Origin of the sequence: Bradyrhizobium sp. 87, assembly GCF_023073015.1 — a bacterium.
Lineage (GTDB): Bacteria > Pseudomonadota > Alphaproteobacteria > Rhizobiales > Xanthobacteraceae > Bradyrhizobium > Bradyrhizobium canariense_D.
In genome coordinates this window covers 13,948-31,416 of the sequence record NZ_JADPIQ010000097.1, presented here as the reverse complement: position 1 = coordinate 31,416, position 17,469 = coordinate 13,948, and the positions used below count along the sequence as shown (strand labels likewise).

Sequence of the window (17,469 nt, the reverse complement as noted above, 5' to 3'; positions counted from 1 at the left end):
CTCTCAATATTCCTTGTTCCCGCGTCATCTTCGTTGCAGGCGACGAGAGCATGTGCCACCGGATCCGGTGTTGGAATTAGGTCGGTTTCTAGCGGACTTCGCCTAGGGCTTGGCGGCCGCTAACGTGAGCCCCGGCGCGACCGGCCGCGCCTACTGCGTGACAACGCGCACTGGTAACGAGCTGAGCGCACGCAATCCACTGCTGTCCCGGTAGAGCGGCTCGCCTGCTATCTCAATCGATGCGACACGCCCAGCCAAAGCTGCCAGTACGGCTTCGCCTTCGAGCCGTGCGACCATCTGACCGACGCAGCCGTGGATGCCGGTGCCGAACCCGATATGCCCGGCGACGCGCCGGGTGATGTCGAACTGATCGGCTCGCTCCCACCGCACGTCGTCGCGATTCGCCGATGCAGTCAGCAGCAACACCTTCTCGTGCTTGCCGATCGGCACGCCAGCGACTTCCGTTTCGTGCGGCGTGGTCCGGAATACATACGGCGCCGCCGAATCGTAGCGCAGGGTCTCGTCGAACGCCGCGCGCGCCAGCGACGGATTGGCGGCCAGGATGGCCCACTGCTGGGGATGACGGGCAAGGCTGTAGAGCGCCATGCCGATGGCACTGATGGTGGTATCCAGTCCGGCCGAGAGAAAGGATCGGACCAGCAGCGGTGCCTCTTCCTCTGTGATTTCGCCGGTATCCGCCGCCTCATAGACCTGCGCCCCGAAACTGCCGGGAGCCAACGCCTGCCGCAGGCATTTCGCAGCGACCCAGGGCAGCACCTTGGGCGCATGGGCCATCAGGCTTCGGAAGTAGTCGTTCTCCGGCCCCATGCCGGCAAACACCATCGCGCCATAGGTCAGGAAGTTTTCGCGGCCCTCATTGTCGATGCCGAGTGCGTCCGGGAACACGGTCAGCGGGAACACTTCTGCAAGATCGCGGATCGCATCGAACGCCCCCTTCTCGACGAGGTCATCGACCAGCGCGACGGCCTTGGCCTTGAACGCATCTTCCAACTTCCGCATAGCGCCAGGCGACATGATCCGCGCCAGCACTTTACGGGTGCGCGTATGCAGCGGCGGATCCGCCTCAAGGACGATGCTCGGCGGGCGCCAGGGCTTTTCCTTGAAGTAGTTGGCTAGTCCGGCACCGCCGGCATTACTGAAGTTCACATGATCGGCGAAGATTGCCTTGACCTCGGCGAACCTGGGTACGGCGAAGATGCCGTACTTCTCAAGACGGATGATCGGCCCCGCGGCGCGAAGCTCGACATAGGCCTGGTATGGATCGGCGCGGGTATCCGCGCCGAACGGATCGAAGTCACTGCAGGCATGATCGAGCGCCAACATCCCCACTGCTTCCTCCTACTCTCTGCGTTTCTAGTTAATTGACCATAGTCATTTATCTTAAGCGTGGCAAGCCGTGAATGAACGATCTTTCTTTGCTTGTGATTCCAGTGACGTAGCGGCAAGGAGAGACCGGCGGAGATTCGGAAAATGTCGATCAAGCGGTCAGGAAATCCCGAGAGCGCGCGGCGGTTTCAGCGCCGCGCGCGCCAGGAAGCCGACAAGCAGGCGTTACAGGTACGCATCCTTGAAACTGCGCGCAGGGAATTCGCGACGGGCACCCTCGAAACTGTGTCAATCCAGAAGATTGCTGACGCGCTTGGCTACTCGAAGGGCACGGTCCTCAAGTACTTCCCGACCAAGATACTTCTGTTGCTGGCGGTCAAAGAACGGAATCTTGAGGAAATGGCGGATCGGCTCGAGCGCGTCCGCGCGCGACATTCCAACAGCGAGGCCCGGCTGCGGCGTGTCATGGAGACCTATATCGACTACTGGGTCGACAACCCCGATCACTTCCGCTCGCTCTATTCGATGGCTGGGACGGTCGAGGACAGACGCTTTCCTGATGGCGTCTATTTCGGGCAGACCGACATTGCGCGGCGGGGATTTGGGATTTTTGTGACCTCGATCGGCGAGTATCTCTCCGAGCTGGGTGTGGAGACAACGCCGATGCTAACGCAACGACTGGCAACGGCCCTGCTCTGCGCGGCGCATGGAGTGATTTCACTGCCGCTCGGAACGCCAACTATGAAATGGCCGGATATCCGTGGCAACGGCCGATTGGTACTCGGCAATCTCATTGACGCTTGGTCGGCGAAGATCGAAGCCGCGCGGCGGACGGACGCCTGGCCGAAAATTTCAATCATCAATTTCCTTTAGATCGGCCGCACGGAGCCAACAACTCGGTTTGTGAGACTCAACTTTGGCCATGTCTGTTCTATGCCAACCGCGGTCGCCGGCTTGGCCCCTACTGTGTGCCCTACGGCGCTCACCATCGTCCTTCTTTATGTCCGCGTGACCTGCCTCGTCAGACGTCGACATCTCTCACGACCGTCTCCCTGAATCGGGCCGACCTGCAAAAGGTCAGCGCAGCGCACCGCTGGGCGCCGCCTCACAGCTTGGTCGCCATCGTCACCCGGACCGCCCCTGACGGAGCGATCACCGGCTCGCCTTCAGCGCCTGGGCAATCGACGAAATCATCGCCCTATCCGCTCCACGCCCGGCTCGGATCGTGATTCCGTCGACCTCAATCTCGATGATCCCGCTATCTGCCCGCGCGCCGCTTTGCGCTCCCGGTAAGCACTTGGGTCGGTACCCTGCGACCAGCACGGCCGGCACAACCTTTACTTGGGCAGCTTCGGAATGACCGGCTGCTGCTTCTCGCGACTGACGTCGCGAGCCAAACAACTGCTGCGGCGACAATCCGGCGTCTCCTGTGAAGACTTCAAGCCGCCGCACCGGCTCCGTGATGGCAGTATGGCACTGTGTCCATTCTAAGCCTAACGGTCGAAACCGAACCGCAGACTGGCAGATCACACCGTCATCCGGTAGGTGGCCGCTGAACTGCCCTTACGTTTGCACTGTCGGGCAGCGCTGCGCCGATCCCGGCACGCTGATGCAAACCGAATGCAGTGGCACCGAGATTGTCGCCCGATAAGGCTCCGCAGCGATGTCGCAAGGTTCTATGACGCCGACAGAATGAGCGACTTGGAGTTCTGCCATGAACGAGCTTTCTCGGCCGCAAATCGTTGCGGGCGTCCGATCAAGTAGCCTTGCATCTCGTCGCAGCCCTCCTAAATGAGCAATGACATCTGGTCCTTTGTTTCGATCCCTTCCGCCAGGACCGGCACACCCAGCCCATGGGCGAGCCCGATGATCGCGCGAACGATGGCCAATGATCGCTCGCTCTGTCCCAACGAGGCGACGAAGGACCGGTCGACCTTGATCCTGTCGAGAGGAAATGCCTCAACATAGGACAGCGAGGAATACCCGGTCCCGAAGTCGTCGAGCGCGATCAGGATGCCCAGGCTCTTGAGCGATTGCATCGTCCTCTTGGCGCGCGAGACGTCCTCGATCAGGACGCCTTCGGTGATCTCGACCTCCAGGCGCGCAGGCGCGAGCCCGCTTTCACGCAGCGCCTTGCGGACCTGTGCATCGAGGTTTTCCCTGCGGAACTGCGCGGCCGAGACGTTGACCGCGATCCTGAAGGGCTGGTCCCACGATGCGGCCTCACGGCAGGCCTCCATCAGCACCCAGTCGTCGATCTGGGCAATCGAGCCACTCCGCTCGGCCACTGGGATGAATTCTCCGGGAGGGATGATTCCGCGATCGGGATGCCGCCAGCGAACGAGGGCCTCGTAGCCGGTAGTGTGCCCATCGCGGTGCTGCTGAGGCTGATAATCCAAATAGAGCTCCCCGCGTTCGACGGCGAACCGCAGGTCATGCTCGAGCGCGCGGCGCTCCCGGAGCTGCTGGTCCATCGCGCTCGTGAACAGCCGGATCGCGCCCCTGCCCTCGTGCTTGGCGCGATAGAGCGCTGCATCCGCGTTCGCGAGCAGAGAAACGATGTTATCCGCATCTCTGGGAAACAGCGCCGCGCCGACGCAGAGGTCCAGCTTCAGACCATGACCATCGACTACGATCGGATCCTCGAATGCAGCCCGCATCTTGGTCGCGAGGAGTTCCGCGCTTGCCGACATCGGCTCTTGTTCTGTAATGCCGATGAACTCGTCGCCGCCCACCCGCGCTACGTAGCAGCCTTGTGCGGCTTCCTGAAGGCGCCGTGAGGCTTCGCGCAGCACGGCATCTCCGACCGCATGCCCGAATAGATCGTTGATCTCCTTGAAGTGATCGAGGTCGATACACAGCACGGCGAAGCCGGATCCGGTGACCTCGGCCCGCTCGAACGCAGCCGAGAGGTGCTGATTTAAGGCTGTCCGATTGGGCAGCTCGGTGAGAACATCATGGGAGGCGAGATAGCTGATCCTCTCCTGGGCGCGGTTGCGCTCGGTAATGTCGAACGCCACGCAAACATGGGCTAAACGTCCCTCGTACTGGAGCGGACGAGACTCGATCGCGACCTGTATGAGATCCCCGCCAGCGGTTCTGTGCAGTTCAAAGTCCACAAGGTCATCGGATGGTCCGCACTCCAGCTGCTGCTCGGACATCAGAAGTAGATCCTCGCGCCGATAGCCGTAGTGCCGGCACATCGCTGCGTTCACCGCGAGTAATTGCCGCGTTGTTGTATCGACAACCCACATGGGCAGTGGATTCTCCTCGAAAAGGAGCCGGAACGAGGCCTCCCGACGCTTCAGGTCGGTGATATCGATCCGGACCCCGATGCTGCCTCCATCAGCCGTGCGTCGTTCCTCCACTCGGATCCAGCGATCGTCGGGCAGATGCTGCTCGTGCGAGTATCTTGGCAGAGCATGGCGTGCCAAGCGTTCGGTGAGCCATTCATCCTCCCGCCCAATTGCCTCGGGATATTGCCCCCGCGCCAGCCCAGCCCGCAGGATGCTTTCGAACGGTGTTCCCGTCGCCAGCGCTTCCTCGCTGGCCGCATAGAAATCCGCGTATTGGCTATTCCAAAGGACCAGTCGATCATCCTTGTCAAAGACGGCGAGGCCTTCAGGAACGACCTCAAGCGCCTCGGTGAGATGGGAGTGAGCGGCGCGGGCGGCAGCTTCGGCCTGTTCGGCCGCAGCCGTCGCTTCGGCAAGAGCCATTTCGGTTCGATGCCGCTCCGTGATATCCTCGTGCGTGGCAACCCAGCCTCTGCCCTCCATGGGGCGGTGCCGGATGCGCACAATCCGTCCATTCGTCAGCTCGACGGTCGTATCTGAGTTTTGGGCGATCACCGGGTCACTATTGCGCCAGACCAGATACTGCTCCTTCGAGATCTTCGGTGCGCTGCCGGCCGAGTACCTGAGGTCGACGATGTCATTCAGCTTCATCCCCGGCGGCACGGCTTCTGGATCCAGATCGTAAATCTCCAGATACCTCCGATTGCAGACGATCAGACGCTGATCATCGTCGAAGAAGCATAGGCCCTGGGACATGTTGTTAAGGGCCCGATCGAACCGTTCAGCCACGGCGGTCGCCGTCTGCTCCGCGGCTCTTGCGCGCTCCCCTTCCTGGATCAGGCTGCTATGAGCTTGGATCAGTTGGACAAACGAGCGAAAGTTGGTGTTGATCATCCGGCCGAGCAGCACGAGCAACAACAGCAAATTGATCCCGAGCGAGATCATGATCCCGTCACCCGAAACGAGCAGCACGGTCGCGATTGGGGTGCCGGCAATCAGCATGGTCAGCAGGGACGCCGCTGGAAAGCTGCCGAGGCAGTAGGCCGTGCCGATGCACCCCATGAAGACCAGCAACGCGATGGGCGCGCGCAGACCGGGATCTACGGTCGCGAACAGGGCCAGAATCCAGACAACAAAGCCCGCATTGAGTAGCCCCGCGACAACGCGAGTTCGCCTGAGCTCACCGTGCGCCTGCTCCGGCGTGACATCGACCGTTTTCAAGCGGAGCCACTGAACCAGCCGGAGCAGGCACAGTGCGAGGAGAGCGGTTGGCAGGCCGAATCTGAGCCAGGCCGATACAGTTAGGGGGAGGACCAGGGCTACACTGATACTATCGACCAGCAGCACAGCGTACAGAACTGGAACCTGCTTTCGCAAAATCCGGAATTGCTCGATGACCAGCGAACGACCGAGCGGATCCGTTGTATCGCCCACGGCGAACGCGGCACGTAGTCGCGCGAATAAATCCATCGAGATTGTCCTGCCCCCTTCAGAACTTAGGCGGGAGAGACGAACGACGGGTAAAGCCGTTTGGTATCCCGGGACTTAATGGCTTGCTGCAACTGCAAGCTCTTCAGCAGCAGCGAGGCTCAACTTAGCGCAGTTTCCCGTCGTCTCAAAAATCCAAGGTGATCCTAAGGCCGGAAGCCGAGCAGTTCCTCAGGCCCTTACAGCGAGCGGGCCCCGGAAGCGTGGCACGGCCGCGGACGATGTATTGGAAATTGGGCTGAACGGTCCAGGCGTCCTTAATTTTAATTTAATAGAGCGCGGCCAGAAGTCGTTCGAAGCTTCGTACCCGGCCAATTTGGACCAACCCGGGCTCCCGATAGGCCAAATCGAGCGCCTGCGCCCGCTTTGAGACGAGAGCGTACCGGCTGCGATGCAACTTGTCGTCAGGACGGTTAGCGCGCAAACCGGCGAGCTCGAGGCCCGGCGTAGAGATCGATAGCATTGCGGTCGGCGCGCCGCCCCCGGCAACCCTGGCGATCCCGCGGTCATGGTTTGCGGGGCGGATCGTTGACGTGAAAATCACCTCCGTAGCGTTCCGCTCCTGCGGATCGCCCGGACCGACGCCGCCTTGGGGCACCTCGAGATCGACATGCACTGACGAAGCGGCAACTCAACTCATCCTTGTACGCATCCTTCGGAACGCCGCGACGAACCATGTGCGCACCGCGAGGATTGCAGTCCAAAGCTTGGCAAACCACGGGATGGTGAGCAGTTTTGGCTTGACGATGACGAAGAGCCGTTCGACCACGAACAGACTGAGAAGATAGCACGTTGCGATCATCGCCGTCCCGGCGATCCAGTGACCTTCCCCGGCAACGGCGACCGCGACCAATTTCAACGGCTCTACGGTCGCCGTCGGCACCGCCAACAGAAATAGCGATTGGTAGGGTCCAAGATTTTCGACCCGTCGTTTAAGGCTCATGAGCAGCTCCTGATTCTTCAACTGCGCAGCGAGCGGCGACGTTCCATGCTCGGAACATTTGCCGGTCTTTCCCCTTCGGGGGCACAATGGCGATCGAGGAGTTCGGGCATGGAGAAAGATGTCGCGATGCGTGCTGGCGGGAACGATAGCAACGGGCGCATGCGCGGCGACCACGGTGCTGACGGTCGCGCCGACGGAAAGTTGGACGGTGACGTTGGGCCTCGGAGATGCCGATGAAGGAGTTCATGAAAGGTCGCTGGGTTCGCCCTGGACGGCAGCCGCTGGGACGGCATCTATGTCGGCCGGCAGAAGGGCGACGAGTTCATCTATGCCGGCGCGGTCGACCACGGCTTCGAATGCGATCACCGGCGTCAAGGAAGCCGCCGATCACGTCCTCGAGGTGGCAAAGACCGAGATGAAACAGCGCGCGGATGATCTTGGCGAAGGTACCTGACACCCAAGCAGCGGGCGAAGCTGATCGTGAACGGAAGGCGGCTTACAAAGCGATCCATTCGGAGACAAAGAGGGGTGGCGACCGCCGATCTAAATCCCAAGTTCGTGTTTGAAATCGAAAGCCTTTCGACGATACGCCGCAAAAAGCAAACAATCTCGGACAGCCCTCGCTCGCGGCGCGACCCGCGCCAAGGCACTCGGGCCTGACCTTGACCGCGTCGCCGGGACGTCGCCGGACAAGGGAGCCGAGCTCGACGCCCTCGCCGCCATGCAACCCGAGGGCCAGGCGCCAATATGCGCGTGGGCTGCCCCGCAGCCTTCTCGGCGAGGACACTGAAGGAGCGGCCCGGCGTTCGCCTCGCGCGCCGCTCCCGGGTCAGCCGCCGCCACGTCCTTTTCGAGGTGGGTCGCTTCGCGAATCTCCGAATAGTTGACGCAGATGGCGAACGGAGGCGGCGCCGAGGTTCTGGAAGCTCAGCAGATCGGCATCGGCCATGTTCCGGACCTCGCCGACAGTCTTGACGCCCTCGATCTCGAGCGCATTGCGAAGACGGGACGGCAAGTCAATTTGATCAAGAGGGGCTTCGTCTGAAAAGTGAATGGGCACAACGGCGTTTGGTGAAGAAGACGGCTAGTATGTGATTAGGCGCAAAACCTGACGGCAGCCTTACCGCTGCGCCTCGGTCGCCATCCAGCATAGCCGCCTTCGGGCGCGCAGGTAATCCTAGTAGCGGATGGTTGGGTCCACGTTCCGGGCGGCCTTGAACGCGGCCTTGAAGTCGAATAGTTCGCCGCACGGCTTCCATCTTCTCGATGGCGGCGTGAAAGGCCGCCACCGCGGCGCGAGCGCCCTCTGGAGAGCCTGGCCATTATCTCCTCGAGCTTACGCGCGATGACAAGAGGCTTGCCTGGACGGAGTGCTTCCAATCGTACAGGTGATAGCTGAGGCGGAAGTGATCGCCGCGGATGCAGCAATAGACGATGCGGCCGGCTGGTCGTCGACGGTCGCATCGTCCGCCGCGCCGATGTGCCCGGCCTCCGTCGATCCAGATCGCCGCGACGCCGCCGGCGCGGAGGTAATTGTCAGCCAGGTCGTCGTCGTGGCGAGCCTTGCCAACGTCGCCCAACACGATCCGTGGTTTGCGTCGATCGCGTCAACCTGTCTCCGTTTTTACCGCCTGACGCGGCGATCATGCATGGCCGCTGCCAGAATACCGACTGCCACGCCCATGATGATGATCCAGACAACAAGTCCCGCGTACCAAGGAAGCACGTTGGTCATCGTCACTCCTCCTGGTCTACGCCGACCGGCGCTCTCGTGGCGTCCGCCCCCTCCTCCCGGGACGCCCCTTGCGATCATTGACGCGACGTTGCGGCGTATTGGAAAGCGGCGGGGGACCCCTCGACGGCGCGTCATCGATCAAGTCATCAAGTGTCGGCTCGTGCTCGGCTGGTGGACGCTCCAGCGCGGCGAGAAAGGCCCTGCCCGCGTCGGTTATGCGCCACTCGCCAGGCTCGCGCACAATCAGCTTCTTGCCGAAGATGTCCACGCTGCCGCCGGCACGGGTCTCCATGCGCTTCATCCGCGCCGTCCATTCCGGCCCGCTGGTCATGAGCACGGCAAGATAGCGCTTCAGCTCTTCGAGCGTCGCCCGGCCGCTGGGATGGCCGTCCAGAACCTTGAGGATAGTGAGCTGAAAACTCAACGCCACACTCCGCAACGAAATCATTAAAATATGATGATGAGCCTACATCGGACCATGCGGCTGTCCAGAACGAATTGGGAAGAGAACCCGCATTCTGGGCTTTCCTCCCGCTCAGCACCGACCTTGCAAATGCCAAGACCGAAGCATTAGGCCTGCCCCGCCAAGCTCGCCGGCCGCGGGCTCGGCCCAAAGGGCCGCTCGGCGTCCTCCGCTTACCGGGCGGCCCGGGGGCCGAAAGGGTCTTGGCGACCGTTCCCGCAGGCCTTATCGGGCAACCGCATGCGGCTCACAGCTTCATTCGGCTGTCCAACACCGAGACCTATCTGAGGCTGAAGAAATGAACGCGTCGGGCACGCCGCCGCCTGCCGCCGCTCGCCGCGATCTTCACCTCGATGAGCAGGCGATCGACGGTCGCGGCGTTGATGGCCAGAACACGATCACGGTCCGCCTGGCCAAGCTGCAATCGGCCATATTGCTCGCGGGCAGCAAGGTCGGGATCATCGCCTTGAGCCGCTTGCCGCACGCCCAATCCCACGCCTCCCACAGCGCCGTCATCGCGTCCTTGATCGTCGCACCATATCTACGCTTGCGCTCTCGACGTGCTGCAGCTGCGCAGGCCCAGCCATTGCGCGTCGCCGGAGTGCGCGCACCGCGCTGCTGCAGTGATCGGCGAGAAGTTGTCCAGTCGTCGCGCGAGGAGAACACCATCGGCGGCAACGCGCCCTTCCCGGGGTTCATCGAGCCGCCCGTCTCAACAAGGGGCAGCGTGCCTGTCTCATTGCCCCAGCGGCCTCCAGCCCGTGTCTGCTGCTAATCTGCAAGACTGGCTGAGCCCAGTACAAGAGCAGCTATGGCCATGCCCACGATAGCAAGCCGGAGCTTGCTAAGAGCCGGCCAAATGGCGTTGCCGCCCTAGCTGTGGTCCCGCGCTGGCCAGCGCTCCGCCACCTGAACCTTTACGCTGACCGTTCAGACGAATGAATGTCCGGGATTTTGCTAATCCCTCTCGGGGCTGGAACGCCGCCGCCTGCGCTTCATTTCAAGCGGGCGGCGTTTTCTTATGGCGTTCGTGGAGCTTGCGGTGCCCTCCGCCCGCCCAGCGGGCAACAAAACGGCCCCAGCGGGGGGCTGCAGGCTGGGGCCGCCATTCCATCCCGGACAATAATCGGCGGTAAGGCGTCCGGGGTAGGACAAGTTCCAGAGGAACCAGAGGTTCCATCAATGGCCTTAAAGTACGGGCCCGGTGTACCCTGGAGGACGGGCCGATCGCTCAGCAGCCGGAAAGGAGTTGTTCGGCTACAAGGCCGCACCGTACAGGATCGGCAGGCTGACCTTGATGCCGATCAAGCACCTGAACGTTAAGCGGCTTCTTGAGGCCATTCGCGCAGTGACATGGCAGACCTACGTTTTGCCTGCCCGCGACAAAACTCCGGCTGCAACCTCTATGATCGTGCCGCCCACGATTGACTCTGGGCGCGTGTCAAAGGACGATCTCCGCCGCCGGCACTGGGGCGAGGCTCCTCAATGATGGATCGGACGAACCTGCGCTATCTTCTGCGTCTGCTTGAACATGGCCCATTTGAACGTCGCCCGCGCGGTGGCTGGCGCTTCGGCACAAGGTGATCAGCGACGCGGTTGTCGAACGGCTGCTCGCCAGCGGTCGAGTCGAGATAGTCGGCTTGACGCTGCAACTCGCAGCAATGCCACCCTCAGGGCCGAGCCGATCCCGGAACGAACGAGCGTCAGCAGGATTGCCTTTCTCGCAGTAGGAGTTGCGTCATGCGTTATGCGCCGCCCATCGTGCCGCTGGATCGGCTCGACCGGGACATCTACCTCGTCCTGGAGGATTTCGGTGCCCGGGCCGGCTGCTCATGGCGCGAGACCGACGAGCAGGACACCGACTTCGAGACGATCATCCGCGACCTCATCACGGGCCAGTACGCCTATCCGGTCCGGATCGTGGCTTTCAACGCCGTTGATGGCTGGTCGCGCGACGCCACCAGCGAGGTCGCAGATGAGCTTGGTGAGCGCGCCGCGGGCAACGCCGAGATCACGCCAGCCCTGCGCGCCTTCATCGAAGCGAATGCTACCCGGCCGTTTGCTGTCCAACTAGCACTTCCACTGCGCGGAGCTGTGTGAGCATGGCGCCCCTGACCGCCGCCTCGAGCAGAGCTATGACGACGCCATGAACGCGCTGGCCAACTACCTGACACGCGAGGACGACGCGCAGACCACGGTCGATTGGCTGCTCCGCATCCTGGATCGCGACGGCCTCCGCGACGCTATCACCGAGGTCTTGGTTGACGCGAGGGTGCATCCGCGGCCGAGAGCTGACGTGCCGGAATAGACGGTCTGGCCAGGGCAACCGTCAGAAGCCGTGCATTAGCAGGTCAGCTCGTGACGCGATCGCTGCCCGATGTCCGAGAACGGGGAACAGGCGACCTCCCGTATGAAGTTGAGCTACTCGGCCGTTGGCTGCGAAGCCCAATCGACCGACTGCCGCCCTGGCCGCTGCGGCAGGATAGGGACGAGCAGACAATTGCAGCGAGAATGACCACAGAAGCTAAAGGGCAACTCAGGGAGAGCCCGCCATTGACTGGCTTGCGCGCGCGACATTCCAACAGCGAGGCCCAGCTGCGGCGTGTCATGGAGACCTATATCGAACTGGGTCGACAACCCCGATCACTTCCGCTCGCTCTATTCGATGCGAGGGCCGCTGAGAGTTCGATAGCCCTTAACTGATTGCCTGCTAAGAACTGCACTCTGCTTTGCAGTTGGAGCGCAAGGCCGCCAAAATGAGCAGGTCAACCGAGGTGTTTCGATCGGAGATCGTTGCGGTATCGACGATCGGCGTCGCCGCGATGGTTTTTTTTGAGATCTCTGGCTATGAGGCCTGCTCCGCCTTGACGGCGGCAACGGCCAGCATCGCGTCGCCGATCATGTTGCCCTGTGCCTTCAGGGCATTGCCGGCGCCGACGATATCCCGGACCTCTTTGTTCTGGCTGAGCTTCGACTTGCCGACCAGGCGTGTGATCTCGATCTCGATGCCGACGATCATCTTGAGCATCGTGTCGATGTAGTCCTTGGGGCTGTCGGTCATCTTCCAAGGATTGGCCTGTTTCGCCTCATGAATGCGCGTCAGGCGCGCGACCATGCCGCGGACGTAACGCTCATCATCGCGGATCGTGACACGTCCGTACACATGCGCAACCATGTAGTTCCACGACGGGACCTGCTTCTTGAACTCGACCTTGCTCGGATACCAGTTCGGCGCGATGTAGGCATCCGCGGCGCGGAAGACGATCAGAACCTCATCACCGGTGGCGAGATCCTGCCAAACAGGGTTCGCACGAGCTACATGCGAATGAAGCACGCCCTGCTGACCTTCGTGCGCATGCAGTTCGAACGGAATATGATTCGCGTCGAGTCCACTCTTCCCGTTCGTAAAGAGGATGCCGAGCGGATTATTTTCAATGAGATCGTGAAGCACCTCGGCGCGAGCCTCAACGAAGTGCGGAGGGACGTACATGACAACTCCTTGGCTATTGCAGGACGCTGTGCACCCTTGGGTCGCGCAGCATCAACAGGTTTGGTTCAGACCTCGGTCATCTCGAATTCACTCTTGCCAGCACCACAGTCGGGGCAGATCCAATCTGCGGGCACGTCCTCCCAGCGGGTGCCGGGCGGAATGCCCTCGTCAGGCCATCCGTCTCGCTCGTTGTAAATGAGCCCGCACAGCGCACACATCCAGGTCTTGTAGACAGGCGCATCGCCCGCGATTTCCGTGTTCACGTGAGCAGTTTCGTTGCTCATGACAACTTCCCCTATTCCTGTGGCAGGATTCACGAGTTCGATTTAGGGCAAGGCTGGCCTATCCAACAGTGCCAGATGACTGCAGTTTTACCGGACCAGTTTCTTGCCTGCGATACTACTCTTCCTTTTGTTTCGCCGATCGTGATCATCACCTGCACCTTGGGTTTGCTGGCGTGCCGATGCTGCGCCATCGCGCGGGTAGCGCGTTCGTCGAGATACGCCTCATCTTGGGGCTCTTGTTGCCTGGAGTGCCTGTCGTCTTTATTGGCCCGCGAAGCGACCTGCTCTTGAACGAATGAAGCTCACTCGGCAGGCCGGGCGGTCGAGACGGCGTTCCCCTCCGCATTGTCGTGCGCCGCAAGAGCCTTCGGCTTGCGCAAACGCACATAGACCTGCGCCGCCAGAAGCGTCACGCAAAGAAAAAGAAAGAACGCGCTGATCGGCCGCTCGACGAAAATCATGGCGTCGCCGCGCGAGACCAGCAGCGAGCGGCGAAAGTTCTCCTCCAAGCGTGGCCCCAGGACAAAGCCGAGCAGGATCGAGGCCGGGTGGAAATCGAGCAGCAGGAGTAGATAGCCGATCAATCCAACGACGACGGTCTCGCCGACCTGGAACATGTCGTTGTTGGTCGAGTAGACGCCGATCGCGACGAAGAACAGCGCGCTTGGATAGAGATATTTATACGGAATCATGAGGAGCTTCACCCAGAGCCCGATCAGCGGGACGTTGAGCAAGACCAGCATGACGTTGCCGATCCAGAAGCTCGCGATCAGGCCCCAAAAGATGTCGGGGTGCTCTTTGATCAGTTGGGGACCGGGTACGATGCCCTGAATCATCAGCGCACCCAGGATCAGCGCCATGACTGCGTCCCCGGGAACACCAAGGCTCATTGTCGGAATGAAGTCGCCCTGTACCGACGAATGCGTCGACGCCTCTGGACAGGCGACGCCTTCGATCATGCCGGTGCCGAACTTCTCCGGCGTCTTCGAAATCTTTTTCTCGGCTGCGTAGGAGATAAAGGAAGCGATCGTTGGTCCTGTTCCCGGAATGAGCGAGCAAAGGCTCCCGATGACGGTGCCCCGCAACATCGCAGGGATGGAACGGCGCAGTTCGTCGCGTGATGGGCGCAGATCGCGCAAACCGACTTTCGAATAGCGCGTGTTCACCTCGGAGTATTGGTTCACGCTCTTCATGAACTCGGCGATACCAAATAGGCCGAGAGCGAGTCCGACGAGTTCGATGCCGTCAAGTAGATTCGGGATGCCGAAGGTGAAGCGCTCCGAGCCGGTCTCGACATCCGTTCCCACGATTCCTAGAAACAGGCCGAGCAACGTCATGGCGATGCCTTTGAGAGGCGAGCCTTTCGCCAGCGTCGAACCGGCGAGCAGGCCCAGAAGCATCAGCGAGCATATTTCAGTTGGACCGAACTCCAGCGCGACCTTCACCAGCACCGGAGCCAGAAAGATCATTTTCCAGGATGCCCCAGGAAGCGCCGACGAACGACGATAGGACCGTGATGCCGAGCGCCGCACCGCCGCGGCCCTGCTTCGTCAGCGGAAACCCATCGAGGCACGTCACCGCGTGCGGCGGATGGCACGGTAAGTTGAGCAGGATCGAACAAATCGCGCCGCCGTATTGGGCCCCATAGAAAACTCCTGACAGCATCAGGATGGCGCCGACCGGCTTGATGCCGAACGTCAGCGGCAGCAGCACCGAGATGGTGGCGAGTGGCCCCATTCCCGGCAGGACGCCCACCATGTTACCTACGAGGACGCCGACAAAACACCACATGAAATTCTGCGGCTCGAAAGCGACACCAAAGCCGTACCAGAGATCGGAAAGCGCGCTCGCGAACATCTAAAACCCCCAACGGTACAGCGGGAAAGGAACCTTGAGCACGTAGGAAAAGAGGAGGCAGCCGACGACCGCGACGACCGCGGCCAGGACGGCTGATCCTTTCAGCGTGGCGGTCCTGTCGCCGAGCGCGGAGACGAAGACGCACATGAAGGTGGCCGCGGCCATTCCGAAATAGAGGCCGAAGAGGACGAACATCAGAGGACCCGCGAGGATGCAGGCCCAGCCACGCCATTCCATCGCCGCGGGCAAGACGCGCTCTCCCTCTTCGAGAGGCGTCGCCAATCCGGTGACGAAGATCAGGGCTCCGACGAGAACCATCATGAGGCCGAGCATCAACGGAAACATGCCCGGTCCCACGTGCGCGAAGGTCCCGAGCGAATATGTTGCTGAGTTGACGCCGATCCCGGCGCCCAGCAGCACCATGAGCAGCCCGGCGTAGAAGTCCTTCTTCCGCAGCATCATCGGCATATCGGCACCTCTAGTTGGTTTTGGTCGCTATCACGACGAGCGCCGAGGCTGGTTCGGAAGACACCTGCGTCAGTTTGTGCGGAATCGTGGAGTCGAACTGGACGCAATCGCCCGGCTTCAATGTCTCCTTGCGCTTTCCGATGACGAGCTCGATCCGGCCGGAGAGAATGAACAGGATTTCCTCACCTTCGTGGTGACTCATGATGCGACCGCGTTTCGCCGTCTTGGTCGGTCGCACGATAAAGGCGCGCATGGTGCGGTCGGGAGCCAGACCGGCGACTAGCGACAGGTGCGTGTGGACGTCGCCGGCCTTCCCGTTCTTCGCGCGGACAATCGTGATCGGGTCGTGGTCGTCCGGCTGGCCGTAGAAGCGGTCTAAGGTCGTTCCGAGAGCCGCGGCGATCTTGAGGGCGGAGCCTATCGACGGAGAGGAGAGCCCGCGTTCCAGCTTGGAAAGATAGCTGCGGGTCAAACCGGAATCGGCGGCAAGCTGCTCCAGCGTCATGCCGCTCTGCACGCGAAGGAATTTGAGGTTGAGTGTCATTGCGCTCGGCTCTTTCCCAAGTTATTGCCCGCATCGATCTCGCACCAAATCACCGATAGTTCCAACCTTAGAACGGGTGCCGACTGATCACAGATCCAGCACTAGCCGTTGTCCGGCGCAATCGCCCACGCAGACGATGAGCTCATTCTGCCGCTCAGCAGGCGAAAGCACGCGATCGCGATGGATGGGCGGCCCCTCGGTCCAGCGCGTGCGGCAGGCGCCACAGATGCCGCCGCCGCAGGACACGGGGACGTCGACGCCGAGGGCATCGAGCGTTCCGAGAAGACCAACATCTGGCGTGACAGTTGCAAGCTTCTGGCTCGCCGACAGATACAGCTCGTAGGGAGGCACGTCGCTTCGGGCGATGGCCTTGGGCGGGGTGAACATTTCGATGTGTTTGCGCTCTTCCGGCCAGGCCGAGACGGCATTTTCGAAAGCCTTCAGCATCGCTGCGGGTCCGCAGCAGGCCGCTAGGCCAGATCTGGCAAATTCCCCGACAATTTCGGCGATGACGGGCTTGGCCTGCGCGGTCGTATCGTAGAGGCGGACACGGCCTGCTCCGATTGCCGGCGCGATCATGTCTGTCAGGACCGGTCGTCCGCGGCTCGTCCAGTGCAGCACGTAGTTCGAGCGCCCTCGTCGTTCGAGATGTCGAATTGCGGAGATGAACGGGGTTACACCGATGCCTCCCGCGAGGAATACGTTCTTTCCCTCCTGGTCCAGTGCGATCCCGCCGCGCGGCAGCGAGACCGAAATCGGCTGTCCCGCCTCCACGCGATCGTGCAGGAAGTTCGAGCCGCCGCGTCCTTCGCGTTCGCGCTTCACCGCGATCACGTAGCGCCGATCATCGTCCGGTTCATTGCAGAGCGAATAAGTCCGGACGAGACCCTGGTCCAGGTGAACGTCGATATGGGCCCCGGCCCGAAAGGGTGGCAGCTCCCAATCATCCTGGTCGACCAGCGTGAAGCGCTTGGTGTCGTTGCCGAGATCCTCGACCTTCGAGACGACGGTGGAGACCGTCTTGATCGCCTTCGCCATCTAGATCGGCCTCACGGCGTCGCCTACGTGTAGCGTGCCCCCTGCGATGATCTTGCAGTTCAGCCCCGACCGGTTGATCAACGGATCGAAGACGGACTTGCCGAGTATCTCCTCGATGTGCCGGCACGGCGTTGAAAGGCGGGTCGCCTCGACAATCGCTTCTCCGAGCCGGAAGCGACGGCCGACGAGATGATTCAGCGGGACGCCTTCGACGGTCACGTTCCGGCGATGTTCCTCGGGCAGCAACTCAATCTTGTGGTCGCGTTGCAGGGCCTCGAGCGTCTCCATCTCGAACAGGGTGACCTGCCGCCCCTCCTCCGGCTTGTGGGAGTAGAATCCTGTTTCGTGGCCGGCGAAATATCGATCGCCCTCGATACCGCGTCCAGCGACGAGCTCGAGCGAGGGAAACGAGCGCATCGGCAAAAAGGCACGCGGGGTCTTGTGCAAAAAGCGGACGACGCCCTGCCAGGACATGGTGACCTCGGGCTCATCGATTGCGGTCGCGTCCATCATCTT

The 17,469-nt window shown here is 61.6% G+C and carries 19 protein-coding genes and 1 pseudogene; 8 read left to right on the top strand and 12 right to left on the bottom strand.

Annotated elements, in window-relative coordinates; genetic code table 11:
- Positions 1 to 150 precede the first annotated feature (150 nt).
- Entirely contained in the window at positions 151 to 1,344 is a 1,194-nt protein-coding gene (locus tag IVB50_RS26205; RefSeq protein WP_247297792.1) for a cytochrome P450, read from the bottom strand.
- Positions 1,345 to 1,491: 147 nt separating this feature from the next.
- On the opposite strand from IVB50_RS26205, the gene IVB50_RS26200 reads away from it, so the two are divergent.
- Positions 1,492 to 2,220, top strand: a complete 729-nt coding sequence (locus tag IVB50_RS26200) for a TetR/AcrR family transcriptional regulator (protein WP_018456547.1) — start codon at positions 1,492 to 1,494, stop codon at positions 2,218 to 2,220.
- A 914-nt stretch (positions 2,221 to 3,134) separates the two neighbouring features.
- Here the strand turns inward: IVB50_RS26200 and IVB50_RS26195 are convergent.
- Together IVB50_RS26195 and IVB50_RS26190 are read right to left on the bottom strand one after the other, a co-directional pair.
- Entirely contained in the window at positions 3,135 to 6,113 is a 2,979-nt protein-coding gene (locus IVB50_RS26195) for an EAL domain-containing protein (RefSeq protein WP_247297790.1), read from the bottom strand.
- Positions 6,114 to 6,762: 649 nt separating this feature from the next.
- Entirely contained in the window at positions 6,763 to 7,074 is a 312-nt protein-coding gene (locus IVB50_RS26190) for a hypothetical protein (protein WP_247297788.1), read from the bottom strand.
- 252 nt (positions 7,075 to 7,326) lie between these two features.
- On the opposite strand from IVB50_RS26190, the pseudogene IVB50_RS26185 reads away from it, so the two are divergent.
- The 3 genes and pseudogenes from IVB50_RS26185 to IVB50_RS26180 all read left to right on the top strand — a co-directional run.
- Positions 7,327 to 7,431 (top strand): annotated as a pseudogene (locus IVB50_RS26185) (DNA ligase); the annotation flags it as partial.
- Positions 7,403 to 7,528 carry a hypothetical protein gene (locus IVB50_RS42470; RefSeq protein WP_256464742.1) on the top strand — a complete coding sequence of 42 codons (126 nt, stop codon included), beginning with the start codon at positions 7,403 to 7,405 and terminating at the stop codon, positions 7,526 to 7,528. The pseudogene IVB50_RS26185 and the gene IVB50_RS42470, both read left to right, overlap by 29 nt.
- A 438-nt stretch (positions 7,529 to 7,966) precedes the next feature.
- Positions 7,967 to 8,119, top strand: a complete 153-nt coding sequence (locus IVB50_RS26180; RefSeq protein WP_018456542.1) for a hypothetical protein — start codon at positions 7,967 to 7,969, stop codon at positions 8,117 to 8,119.
- Between the two features lie 706 nt (positions 8,120 to 8,825).
- On the opposite strand, the gene IVB50_RS26175 is transcribed toward IVB50_RS26180, so the two are convergent.
- Positions 8,826 to 9,239 (bottom strand): hypothetical protein, encoded by a 414-nt coding sequence (locus IVB50_RS26175; RefSeq protein ID WP_245288443.1) that lies wholly within the window; start codon positions 9,237 to 9,239, stop codon positions 8,826 to 8,828.
- 331 nt (positions 9,240 to 9,570) lie between these two features.
- Between IVB50_RS26175 and IVB50_RS26170 the strand changes: the two genes are divergently transcribed.
- The 4 genes from IVB50_RS26170 (at position 9,571) to IVB50_RS26155 (ending at position 11,580) form a co-directional block, all read left to right on the top strand.
- Entirely contained in the window at positions 9,571 to 10,047 is a 477-nt protein-coding gene (locus tag IVB50_RS26170; protein ID WP_157642970.1) for a hypothetical protein, read from the top strand.
- A gap of 474 nt (positions 10,048 to 10,521) precedes the next feature.
- Positions 10,522 to 10,761, top strand: a complete 240-nt coding sequence (locus tag IVB50_RS26165) for a hypothetical protein (RefSeq protein WP_247297786.1) — start codon at positions 10,522 to 10,524, stop codon at positions 10,759 to 10,761.
- A gap of 251 nt (positions 10,762 to 11,012) precedes the next feature.
- Positions 11,013 to 11,372, top strand: coding sequence for a hypothetical protein (locus tag IVB50_RS26160; RefSeq protein WP_247297783.1), 360 nt, complete (start codon positions 11,013 to 11,015; stop codon positions 11,370 to 11,372).
- Between the two features lie 46 nt (positions 11,373 to 11,418).
- The gene (locus tag IVB50_RS26155; RefSeq protein ID WP_018456538.1) at positions 11,419 to 11,580 is read left to right on the top strand and encodes a hypothetical protein; all 162 of its coding nucleotides are present in this window, start codon (positions 11,419 to 11,421) and stop codon (positions 11,578 to 11,580) included.
- 537 nt (positions 11,581 to 12,117) lie between these two features.
- Here the strand turns inward: IVB50_RS26155 and IVB50_RS26150 are convergent.
- The 8 genes from IVB50_RS26150 to IVB50_RS26120 all read right to left on the bottom strand — a co-directional run bounded on the left by IVB50_RS26150 (position 12,118) and on the right by IVB50_RS26120 (position 17,466).
- Positions 12,118 to 12,762 carry an FMN-binding negative transcriptional regulator gene (locus tag IVB50_RS26150; protein ID WP_018456537.1) on the bottom strand — a complete coding sequence of 215 codons (645 nt, stop codon included), beginning with the start codon at positions 12,760 to 12,762 and terminating at the stop codon, positions 12,118 to 12,120.
- 65 nt (positions 12,763 to 12,827) lie between these two features.
- Positions 12,828 to 12,980, bottom strand: coding sequence for a rubredoxin (locus tag IVB50_RS26145; protein WP_039799797.1), 153 nt, complete (start codon positions 12,978 to 12,980; stop codon positions 12,828 to 12,830).
- A gap of 368 nt (positions 12,981 to 13,348) precedes the next feature.
- Positions 13,349 to 14,515 carry a tripartite tricarboxylate transporter permease gene (locus IVB50_RS26140; protein ID WP_253076220.1) on the bottom strand — a complete coding sequence of 389 codons (1,167 nt, stop codon included), beginning with the start codon at positions 14,513 to 14,515 and terminating at the stop codon, positions 13,349 to 13,351.
- Complete coding sequence (locus IVB50_RS42305) at positions 14,460 to 14,903, bottom strand: tripartite tricarboxylate transporter permease (RefSeq protein WP_253076219.1); 444 nt, start codon at positions 14,901 to 14,903, stop codon at positions 14,460 to 14,462. The genes IVB50_RS26140 and IVB50_RS42305 overlap by 56 nt, the downstream gene beginning before the upstream one ends.
- Entirely contained in the window at positions 14,904 to 15,371 is a 468-nt protein-coding gene (locus IVB50_RS26135) for a tripartite tricarboxylate transporter TctB family protein (protein WP_018456533.1), read from the bottom strand. It abuts the gene before it with no gap.
- A gap of 10 nt (positions 15,372 to 15,381) precedes the next feature.
- Entirely contained in the window at positions 15,382 to 15,915 is a 534-nt protein-coding gene (locus IVB50_RS26130) for a helix-turn-helix domain-containing protein (RefSeq protein ID WP_256465353.1), read from the bottom strand.
- 87 nt (positions 15,916 to 16,002) lie between these two features.
- Positions 16,003 to 16,953: a PDR/VanB family oxidoreductase gene (locus IVB50_RS26125; RefSeq protein ID WP_247297772.1), complete on the bottom strand. Its 951-nt coding sequence runs from the start codon at positions 16,951 to 16,953 to the stop codon at positions 16,003 to 16,005.
- A complete protein-coding gene (locus IVB50_RS26120; protein ID WP_247297770.1) occupies positions 16,954 to 17,466 on the bottom strand; it encodes an MOSC domain-containing protein in 513 nt (170 codons plus the stop codon).
- Positions 17,467 to 17,469 lie beyond the last annotated feature (3 nt).